The following is a 10,848-nucleotide window of genomic DNA, read 5'->3' on the forward strand; positions in this document are numbered from 1 at the left end:
GGGCAAAAAAGTTCGGCTGCATAGTCTGTGTACTGTGATTGAAAAGTTGTGTGTGTGTTATTATCGCAGATTAAGGTGGGTTTTTAGAGATTCCCTTTACACATCACAATGGTCAGTATCACCACCAAGCTCCCGGCAGGCGACTCACTTGATGAGCGGGATATCCGTGCCTGGCTGGAAAGCCTCTCGGATACCTGGAGTGCCGAGGAGTTGAAGTATCTGCAGCGGGCCTGCGACTTGGCGGTGGAGGTCCACAAGGAAGAGCGCGAGGAGTCCGGAGAGACCAAGTTGCGACACGCCTTGTCGGTGGCGGAGATTCTCGCCGACATGGATCTTGACTGGGAAACCCTGGTGGCCGCGATCCTGCATGATGTACTGCCCGGTGACCGTGTTGATTCCGAGATGCTGGAGCAGGAGTTCAGCCCGGCGGTTGTACGCATGGTCGAGGACATGGCCCGGATCGGCGGTCTGACAAACGCCCAGGTGAGTGATCGGCATCAGAGTGAAACCGAGCACAAGGAGAATCTCAGGCGGATGCTGCTCAGCATAGCCGATGACATCCGCGTGGTATTGATTGTGCTTGCCGAGCGGTTGCACGAGATGCGGATCCTGAAGAACTTTCCTGAGGCTGTGTGCGCCCGAGAGGCGAAGGAGAGCCAGGAGATCTATGCGCCATTGGCAAACCGTCTCGGCATCTGGCAGATCAAGTGGGAGCTTGAGGACCTCTGTCTTCGTTACCTGGAGCCTGACAGCTACAAGGAACTGGCAGGTATGCTTGATGGGCGCAGGGCCGAGCGCGAAGTGTTCATCCGGTCGGTGATCGATCTTCTGGGAAAGAAGTTCGCTGATATCGGCATCAATGCCCAGGTCTACGGCAGACCAAAGCATATCTACAGCATCTGGAAAAAGATGAAGCGAAAATCGGTTCCTTTCGAGCAGATATTCGATCTTCGTGCCGTGCGGGTGCTGGTTGACTCCGTGGCCGAGTGCTACGGGGCCCTGGGAGTGGTGCACGGATTGTGGCGGCATATCCCCGGCGAGTTCGATGACTATATCGCCACGCCAAAGGTCAACATGTATCGATCTATCCACACGGCGGTAATCGGTCCCGAAGACAAGCCTCTGGAGATACAGATACGCACCCACGATATGCATAATCATGCAGAACTGGGTGTGGCTGCTCACTGGCGTTACAAGGAGAGCGGCGGCAAGGAAGACCCGGCATTCCAGAAACGTATCGTGCTGATGCGCAACTGGCTCGAGCTAAAGGATGAACCCAGCGAATCCGACGATTTCGTGGAGAACATCAAGACCGAATTCGAGGCGCAACAGGTCTACGTGCTCACTCCCCAGGGCAAGGTAATGGAACTGCCAAAAGGGGCCACAGCGGTGGATTTTGCCTATGCCATCCACTCTGCTGTTGGTCATCGGTGCCGTGGAGCCCGTATCAATGGCCGTATTGCACCGCTTACCCAGCCCCTGGAGAGCGGCCAGACCGTGGAGGTGATTACGGTAAAGGAGGGTGGTCCGAGTCGCGACTGGCTTAGCCCCCATCACGGCTATCTGAAGACCAGCAAGGCCCGCAACCGGGTGCGACACTGGTTCAAGCAGCAGGACTATGAGGAGCACCTGCGTCTTGGTCGGTCCAGCCTGGACCGGGAGATCATACGACTGGGCGTGAACAAGCCAGATCTCAACAAGGCAGCACAACGTTTCAATATGAAGCGGGGGGATGACTTGCTGGCAGCCATCGGCCGTGGAGAAGTCTCCCCGGTGCAAGTGGCGGGTATGGGTGAACGCCAGTTCCCTGCTGTTGAACCCGAGCAGGTGGAGGAGGTTGCCAAGCGGAAGCGGGTGACCAAGAAGAAGCACCGCAAGGGGCAGGGTGAAGTGATCGTGGAAGGGGTTGATGACCTCATGACCCACATGGCCCGCTGTTGCAAGCCGGTGCCCAATGACGAAGTCATCGGGTTCATCACCCGCGGCCGTGGCGTGACCGTGCACCGCAGGGACTGCAAGGTTGTCAGGAACCTGGACGAAGCAAACAAGGAACGGCTTGTGCAAGTGGTCTGGGCCGAACAGCCGTCGGATACCACCTATCCTGTGGATATCCGGGTGTTCGCCAATGATCGCAAAGGGTTGCTGCGGGACATCTCTTCGATCCTCACCAACGAAGAGGTCGATGTGCTCGGCGTGAATACCCAGTCTGATCGCAAACAGGACCGTGCCACCATGCGCTTTACCATCGAAATCACCGATATGCGGCAACTCAGCCGGATTTTGGAGAAGGTTTCGCAACTCCCGGATGTGCTCGATGTGCGTCGCCAGGTCTGAGTTCCTGAGACACGCTCGTGATCGTGCTGATTGAGTATTTGTTAGAATGAACTAAATTCCTTCATTGATATTCCAAATTGCCTGTTTATACCGTCACAAGTTAAAATAAGCGCCGGTTTTGTAAGTAGAGAACCCGGGATGCCCCGTGAGGGAGCCCGCTTATGACATTCCGTGGCAGGAAACCGGCAGGTGATCGCTGTTCGATCACGGTTTTCGATATCTTGTGAATAGTTGGCCGTTGTGCAGCAGAGAGCTGCGCAGTGTTTTTTTATTGTTTGAATTTATTGGAGTTTTTGATGGCGATCGAACGCACCATTTCCATTATTAAGCCTGATGCCGTAGCAAAAAATGTGATTGGCGACATCTACAACCGCTTCGAAAAGGGTGGTCTGAAGATAGTAGCTGCCAAGATGCTGCATCTCTCCCGTGAGCAGGCAGGCGAGTTCTATGCCGTGCACAAGGAGCGCCCCTTCCATGGTGAGTTGATCGATTTCATGACCTCCGGCCCAGTGGTGGTCCAGGTGCTGGAAGGTGAGGACGCCATCACCAGGAACCGTGATCTGATGGGGGCAACCAATCCCCAGGATGCCGCACCGGGAACCATTCGTGCAGATCATGCTCAGACTGTGGATGAGAATGCCGTTCACGGTTCTGATGGCCCGGACACCGCAAAAGTAGAAATAGACTTCTTCTTTCCCGAAGGGGTCTGTGAACGCACCCGTTGAGGCTCACTTGGCTAACGAACAGAAAATCAATCTGCTGAACTTCGACCGCAAGGCCATGGAGGCCTTCTTCGTTGAGCTCGGTTCCAAGGCCTTTCACGGCCGCAACGTGCTGAAGTGGATACACAAGCACGGTGTCACCGATTTCGAGGCGATGACCGATGTGCCCAAAAAGCTGAGGGCCCAGCTTGCGGAGATCGCAGAGGTGCGGGTGCCCCAGATCGTCTTCGATCAGCCATCCAGGGACGGTACCCACAAGTGGGTGCTGGAGTTGGATTGCAACAACCGTATCGAGTCGGTCTATATCCCGGATGGGGATCGCAGCACCCTGTGTGTCTCTTCCCAGGTCGGTTGCTCACTGGATTGCAGTTTCTGTTCCACGGCCCAGCAGGGTTTCAACCGCAACCTGACCGTGGCCGAGATTATCGGCCAGGTCTGGGTTGCTTGGCATACGGTGGGCAAGCCGGTCACCAACGTGGTGATGATGGGCATGGGCGAACCCCTGGCAAACTTTGAGCCGGTGGTTGCCGCCATGGACATCATGCAGGATGATCTCACCTACATGCTCTCCAAGTACCGGGTCACCATCAGCACCTCGGGTATCGTCCCGGCAATCTACAGGCTGAACGAAGTCAGCGACGTCAGCCTGGCGGTTTCACTCCATGCTCCCAACAACGAGTTGCGGGACCAGCTGGTGCCGATCAACAAAAAGTATCCCCTTGAGGAGCTCATCCCTGCCTGCCGGGAGTTCGTGAAAAACGATAAACGGCGGAAAGTTACCTGGGAATACGTTATGCTCGACGGGGTCAATGACAGCGACAAGCATGGGAAGCAGTTGATCAGGCTGTTGGAGGGAACGCCTTCCAAGATGAACCTGATACCATTCAATCCGTTTCCAGGCGCCCAGTATCGCTGTTCGACACCGGAGCGTATTGAGGCGTTTCGGCAGAAACTGATGAAAGCGGGCATCATATCCATTACAAGACAGACCCGCGGCGATGACATTGACGCGGCATGCGGTCAGCTGGTCGGAAAGGTAAAGGACCGGAGCCGGAGAGAGTTGCGGATGGAGCGTAATTCCCGTCAAGGCAGCAGTGATCGGAAGGTAAATGGTCAGAGGAAATCCGGAGGAACATCCCTTTGAAGTTTGAGATCAAAACAGGATTATTGGGTTTCTGTGCAGCGGCACTTTTATTGACTGGCTGTGAAACTACTGCGCCCCGTTCTGGCTCTGTCGACATTGTGGGCGATGCCGGCGGATATAATGAAACCGACCATGCAAGTGGCGCGGGTGATGTCTATGTACAGCTGGCTGCCGCCTATATGAACAAGGGTCAGCTCGATGTGGCCTTGATCAAGGCCAGGCAGGCGCTTGCGGTGGATCCGAACAATTCATCGGCCCACAATGTCATAGCCCTGCTCTACGATCGACTCGGTGAGAATGGCCTGGCCGAACATCACTTTCAGAAGGGGATAGGGCTGGCGTCACGTAATTCCTATCTGCGCAATGCCTACGGAACATTTCTCTGCTCACAACAGCGTTTTGAAGAAGCAAACGAGCAGTTTATGCACGCGCTGGGCAACCCGCTCTACAAGACACCGGAAGTGGCACTGACCAATGCCGGCATCTGTGCCAAACGGGTACCGGATCTGGTTCAGGCAGAATCCTATTTCCGCCAGGCACTCGTACAAAACCCGAGGTTCTCTGCAGCCCTCAGCCAGATGGCGCAGATCAGTCTGGAGAGGAGTGAACACCTCTCAGCCCGAGCCTACCTCCAGCGTTACATGGAGGTGGCCAGGCATACTGCTGTTACCCTGTGGACAGGTATTCAGACCGAGCGCGTGCTTGGAGACCGGGACGCGGTTGCCAGTTATTCGTTGTTACTGAAGAACGCCTTTCCGGATTCCCGTGAAACTCAACTCTTGATGGAGTCGGAACGAAAATGAACGCTGCGGCTACAGAAGAAGTACCTGAACCCGCACAGGAAGGACCCGGTGAACGATTAAGAAGCATCAGGGAGGCCCAGGGCCTGGATATATCCAGGGTGGCTGCCGAACTGCATCTCAGCGCGCCAGTCGTTCAGGCGATTGAGGCAGATGACTACTCTGGACTGCCCGGTTCAGTGTTTGTTCAGGGGTATCTGCGCAACTACGCCCGCCTGCTGAGCATTCCCGATGAACCGATTCTGGCTGCCTTTCAGGATTTGAAGCCGGATAATGATCGCCAACTCAATCTGAAAGCCGCACAAGTCAGGCATGAGCTTAGAAGCAGTCACGCAGGCGTGCGTATCATTACCTGGCTGATCGTGATCGGCTTGGTGGTACTCGTGCTGACCTGGTGGCGGGGCTACCTCAAGTGGCCGATGTCTGAAAATGGTATGGAAAGCGCACAGGAGCCGATCCAGGAGAGTGCCGAGCCGGAGTTCGATGCTCAGCAGACGCCGATATTGGTGCCCTTCGCGCCCCAGGCTGAATCCTCTGTGACTGAAACCGAAGATGCTGCGCAGATCCAACCCCAGATCGAAGAGGTGGTCGGGGCAGGGCCTGCCGAACAAGCTGTTGAACAGGCCGAAACTGAAATGGAGGAAGTTATTCAGACCCAGTCTGAAGCTCAGCCGCAACCTGAGAGCACAATTGCAGTTACGGATACAGCAAGCCAGGAGGCGCCGGAAGAGAGCGCCGTTGCCGAGGCCGTTGTGGAAGAGGCCCCGGTAGCCGCAGCTCCCAGCCGAAAGGCAGTCGTTGAATTTCTCGATGACTGCTGGGTTGATATCCGGGACGCTAGCGGCCAATTCAAGCTTGTAGGTCTCCAGAAAAAGGGTGGCAGCAGTGTTTTAGCTGGTGAAGCTCCCTATAAAATGGTTTTAGGCAACGCTGCCAGCGTACGAGTTATGGTGAACGGCGAGGACTACGACTTTACGCCTCATACCAGGGGTAATGTCGCGCGCTTCACGTTTGATCCGGCGTCATCCCGATAAGCGTTTTGTCGGGAGCAGGCAGGTTGTACGGTTATTTATTCCGGCGTGTCATAGGCACGCCGATTGTTTATTGAAGTAGAACAGGTTGATGGCGAAAAATATCCAGGCCATTCGTGGCATGCATGACGTTCTGCCCGAGCAGTCGCCGCTCTGGCACTTTCTGGAGGACCGGGTCCGCCAGGTACTCGACAGCTACGGCTATCGGGAGATGAGAACACCCATCCTCGAGATGACGGACCTCTTCAAGCGCTCCATCGGCGAGGTCACCGATATTGTCGAGAAGGAGATGTACACCTTCGAAGACAGAAACGGGGACAGCCTCACGCTGCGCCCCGAGGGTACCGCCAGCTGCGTGCGTGCAGGCATCGAGCATGGACTTCTGTACAACCAGGTTCAGCGCATCTGGTATCGCGGTCCCATGTTCCGCCATGAACGGCCCCAGAAGGGACGTTACCGCCAGTTCCACCAGATCGGCGCAGAGGCGTACGGTCTCTCCGGACCGGATATCGACCTGGAGATCATTCTGCTTACCCGCCGTTTCTGGCAGCAGTTGGGTTTGGATGGCGTCGAACTCCAGATCAATACTCTGGGTACTTCCGAAGAGCGCAAGGCCTATCGCGGTGTGCTAGTGGAATATCTGAATGGCCACAAGGAGCAGTTGGACGAGGACAGCCTGCGCCGACTGGACGGCAACCCGCTGCGGATACTGGATTCAAAGAATCCCGACATGAAGCAGATCATCGCCGATGCGCCCTCTTTGATGGATCACCTGGGCGAGGAGTCCCAAGCCCATTTCGAGTCGGTTTGCAAAGGCCTCGATGATACCGGTGTGGCTTATGTCATCAATCCCCGTCTGGTGAGGGGGCTCGACTACTACGCACGCACCGTGTTCGAGTGGGTTACCGATCGCCTTGGGGCCCAGGGGACCGTGTGTGCCGGTGGGCGTTATGATGGGCTGGTCGAACAACTTGGAGGCAAGCCGTCGCCTGCCATCGGTTTCGCAATGGGCGTTGAGCGCCTGATCGCCCTGCTGGAAGAGGACCGGGAGCGGTTGGAGCTGAAACAGCCGGATGCTTACCTGGTTTTGATGGGTGATGAGGCCCAGCGCCAAGGTATGTTGCTGGCGGAGAAGTTGCGTGACCAGATGCCCTGGCTGCAGTTGATCACCCATTGTGGTGGCGGTAGCTTCAAGAGTCAGTTCAAGAAGGCGGACCGTAGTGGTGCCCGTTATGCCTTGGTTCTCGGTGAGGACGAACTGTCCCGCGGCATCATCGGTATCAAACCTTTACGTGAAGATGCAGAGCAGCAGCAGCGGCCCATCGATCAACTGGCTGATTTTTTTAATAGAGAACTTTAAGCACCTAATTTGTGTGCCGAGAGGATTAAGTTGTGGATATACATCTGTCCGAAGAAGAACAGGTAGAAGCCCTGAAGAAGTGGTGGAAAGAGAATGGCATCTCCGTTGCAGCCGGTGTTGTCATTGGGCTGGGTGGCGTATTTGGCTGGCAGTACTGGAACAAGCACCAGGACCAGGTTGCCGAAGAGGCGTCGTACCAGTTTGAGCAACTCAACACTTCGGTGGCGGCAGGTCTCAATGAGCCGGCACTGAAACAGGCCGAGGTCCTGATAGGGAGTTACCAGGACAGCAGCTACGCTATATTTGCGGCCCTGGACGCGGCCAAGGTCATGCTGGAACAGGGTAACAGTGCCGGAGCCCAGGGACACCTTCAGTGGGCCATGGACAATGCTGAGGATCCCTCATTGAAACAGACTGCCCGGCTGCGCCTTGCACGAGTGATGTTGGGTAATGGTGATACCGATGGAGCTGAAGGTGTTCTCGCCCAGGCCCCGATGGACGGCTACCAAGGGGAGGTTGCCGAGTTGCGCGGTGATATTGCACTGGCCAAGGGAGACCAGGCTGGAGCCCGCGCGGCTTATCAGCAGGCACTTGACAACCAGGTCGGCAGTTCAGCATTGGTGCGGATGAAACTCAATGACCTGGCTGTGACTGCCAACGATTCCTGAGGGGCAATAGATCATGAAGCGATATGTCGCTGCTTTGACTGCGGTGCTGCTGAGCGGCTGCGGTTCCATGAACTCAATGAATCCCGTCGACTGGTTCGCATCGGAAGACAATGCGGAGAAACCGGCTGAATTGGTTGGACTGAAGGGTTCCGTTGCGGTACGTACACTGTGGTCCACCTCGGTAGGTTCAGGTGCCGATGAACAGCGGGTCAAGCTGGTCCCCTTCGTGGAAGGAAACAGGATCTACGCTGCAGACAGTAATGGCATTGTGAAGGCGCTGGACGCAGCCAGCGGACGTGCCTTGTGGAGCGTTGATACCGAATTGGATATCTCAGGTGGTCCTGGTGCCGGGGATGGGCTGGTGTTGATTGGAACCAGCAATGCCGAGCTTGTGGCCCTCGACAGCACAAACGGTTCTGAACGCTGGCGCGCCAGGGTGAGCAGCGAAATACTCTCCGTGCCAAAGATCTCCCAGGGCATCGCCGTTGCACATACCATTGACGGCAAACTTTTCGGGTTCGATGCCGCTTCGGGCAAGCAGGCCTGGATCTATGACCGTTCCGTGCCGGTGCTGACACTTCATGGCAGCAGTTCCCCCGTCATTAGCGGCAATGCCGTTATCTGCGGTTTTGCCAGTGGCCGATTGGTGTCGATTGAGCTGGAGACAGGCAACCCAATCTGGGAGGTGAGCGTTACCGCACCAAGGGGACGTTCCGAGTTGGAGCGCATGGTCGATATCGACGGTGATCCGCTGATCATAGATGGTGTTATCTACGTTGCCACCTACCAGGGAGAGATGGCCGCGGTGTCACAAGACACCGGTGTCGTGCTCTGGAGGCGCAAGCTCTCTTCATATACCGGTCTCGGGGCTGACTGGCGACAGCTCTATATCTCAGATGACAGCGATTTTGTCTGGGCAGTTGATCCGAGAAACGGTTCCAAGCTTTGGAAGAACGATAAACTTAAAGCGCGTCGTCTCTCTGCGCCTGCGGTGCTGGGTGAGCACGTTGTAGTGGGTGACTACCAGGGCTATCTCCACTGGCTTTCCAACGAAGATGGCCGTCTGCTCGGGCGTACCCGGGTGGGCGAGGATCCCATAACCACCACTCCTGTCGTGGTGGATGGGGTGGTCTACGTTTACGGTGACGGTGGTGACCTGGCCGCTGTATCCGGTTCCAAGTAGTTTATTAGAGCTCAACCATGCTGCCTGTAATCGCCCTGGTCGGCTGTCCCAATGTCGGCAAGTCCACACTTTTCAATCGGCTCACCCGCAGTCGTGATGCACTGGTGGCCGATCAGCCGGGGCTGACACGGGACCGCAAATACGGAGTCGGTAAACTCGGCAACAAACCTTACGTGGTGGTCGACACGGGGGGTATCAGCGGCGAAGGGGAGGGCGTCGATGTCGTCATGGAGCAGCAGGTGCAGGCGGCAATCGACGAAGCGGATCATATTCTCTTTCTTCTAGATGCAAAGGCAGGCGCTACGGGTGGTGACGAGATCATTGCCGAGCAGTTGCGCCGCACCGGCAAACCGATCACGCCGGTGGTCAACAAGAGTGAGAACCTGGAGCGCGCCATGGCCGGCGCTGATTTCTACGGTCTGGGCCTTGGTGAGCCACTACCCATTTCTGCTGCCCATGGCAAGGGTGTCAAACCTCTGATCAATGAAGTGCTCAAGGCGTTGCCCGAGCCCCTGGAAGAACATGCAGAAGAGGAGGTCGGCATACAGATTGCCGTTGTGGGCAGGCCCAATGTGGGTAAGTCCACACTGGTCAACCGCATGTTGGGTGAAGAGCGGGTCATCGCCTATGACCAACCGGGTACTACCCGTGACAGTATCTTTATCTCGTTCACCCATGATGATAAACCCTACACCCTGATCGATACCGCGGGTGTTCGACGCCGCGCCAGGGTCAATGAGGCAATTGAAAAATTCAGCGTCATCAAGACACTGCAAGCCATCGAAGAGGCCAATGTAGTGATGCTGGTGCTGGATGCACACCAGGGTGTCAGCGAGCAGGATGCCAACCTGGCTGGTCATATCCTCGAGAGTGGGCGGGCGCTGGTGATCTGCATCAACAAGTGGGACGGATTGGACAGCGATGAGCGGGACACAATCAAGGAGGAGCTCGATCGCAAACTCCCATTCCTTGATTTTGCCACCAAGCGCTTTATATCAGCCCTGCGTGGTTCAGGTGTCGGTAATCTCTACGAAGCAGTGGATGTCGCCTATGATAATGCCATGCGAAAACTCTCCACCCCGGAACTGACCCGTATACTGGAATGGACAGTACAGGAGCACCAACCGCCACTTGTTCATGGTCGCCGCATCAAGCTGCGCTATGCACACCAGGGTGGACAGAATCCACCAATCATTGTCATTCACGGTAACCAGACCGAATCAGTTCCTGCGCCCTATAAGCGCTACCTCGTCAATCGCTTTCGAGAGGCGCTGAAGCTGGACGGCACCCCCATCCGCCTGGAGTTCCGCTCCGGTGAGAATCCCTACGAGGGACGCAAGAACAAGCTCACCAAGCGGCAAGTGCAGAAGCGACAGCGGTTGAAGAAATTCGTCAAACGTAAGAAGTAGGAACAGTCGCTGACCGCCATGGAAGGCTGAAAGCCGAGGCGGTTAGTCCCCGGTAGCCGTGAGGTCGCACTGCTTGCCCGTCGTGTGCGCAGCACGCTAGAGGGGAAGCAAAGTAGGCATCCGAACACTGCGTGTAGTCATTGGGAGGCGACTGTGGAGCGGTAACGAGCTTGCGATGTTATCGCGTAGCGGTCGGT

The 10,848-nt window shown here is 56.2% G+C and carries 9 protein-coding genes; all 9 read left to right on the top strand.

Features of this window, described 5'->3' with window-relative positions:
- Positions 1-108: 108 nt before the first annotated feature.
- Complete coding sequence (gene relA, locus BOW53_RS11195; protein ID WP_078488072.1) at positions 109-2,334, top strand: GTP diphosphokinase; 2,226 nt, start codon at positions 109-111, stop codon at positions 2,332-2,334.
- A 296-nt stretch (positions 2,335-2,630) separates the two neighbouring features.
- On the top strand, positions 2,631-3,059 hold the full coding sequence (gene ndk, locus BOW53_RS11200; protein WP_078488073.1) for a nucleoside-diphosphate kinase: 429 nt from the start codon (positions 2,631-2,633) through the stop codon (positions 3,057-3,059).
- Positions 3,060-3,066: 7 nt separating this feature from the next.
- The gene (gene rlmN / locus BOW53_RS11205) at positions 3,067-4,200 is read left to right on the top strand and encodes a dual-specificity RNA methyltransferase RlmN (RefSeq protein WP_078488080.1); all 1,134 of its coding nucleotides are present in this window, start codon (positions 3,067-3,069) and stop codon (positions 4,198-4,200) included.
- Positions 4,197-5,003, top strand: a complete 807-nt coding sequence (gene pilW, locus BOW53_RS11210; RefSeq protein WP_172838880.1) for a type IV pilus biogenesis/stability protein PilW — start codon at positions 4,197-4,199, stop codon at positions 5,001-5,003. Before rlmN ends, pilW begins: the two co-directional genes overlap by 4 nt.
- Entirely contained in the window at positions 5,000-6,034 is a 1,035-nt protein-coding gene (locus BOW53_RS11215; RefSeq protein WP_078488075.1) for a RodZ domain-containing protein, read from the top strand. Before pilW ends, BOW53_RS11215 begins: the two co-directional genes overlap by 4 nt.
- A gap of 88 nt (positions 6,035-6,122) precedes the next feature.
- Positions 6,123-7,391, top strand: coding sequence for a histidine--tRNA ligase (gene hisS, locus BOW53_RS11220; protein WP_078488076.1), 1,269 nt, complete (start codon positions 6,123-6,125; stop codon positions 7,389-7,391).
- A gap of 32 nt (positions 7,392-7,423) precedes the next feature.
- Positions 7,424-8,059 carry a YfgM family protein gene (locus BOW53_RS11225; RefSeq protein ID WP_078488077.1) on the top strand — a complete coding sequence of 212 codons (636 nt, stop codon included), beginning with the start codon at positions 7,424-7,426 and terminating at the stop codon, positions 8,057-8,059.
- Positions 8,060-8,072: 13 nt separating this feature from the next.
- The gene (bamB, locus tag BOW53_RS11230; RefSeq protein ID WP_078488078.1) at positions 8,073-9,242 is read left to right on the top strand and encodes an outer membrane protein assembly factor BamB; all 1,170 of its coding nucleotides are present in this window, start codon (positions 8,073-8,075) and stop codon (positions 9,240-9,242) included.
- Between the two features lie 17 nt (positions 9,243-9,259).
- Entirely contained in the window at positions 9,260-10,651 is a 1,392-nt protein-coding gene (der, locus tag BOW53_RS11235; protein WP_078488079.1) for a ribosome biogenesis GTPase Der, read from the top strand.
- The last annotated feature ends 197 nt before the right edge of the window (positions 10,652-10,848 follow it).

The organism is Solemya velesiana gill symbiont (genome assembly GCF_002020805.1).
Classification (GTDB): domain Bacteria; phylum Pseudomonadota; class Gammaproteobacteria; order Chromatiales; family Chromatiaceae; genus Sedimenticola_A.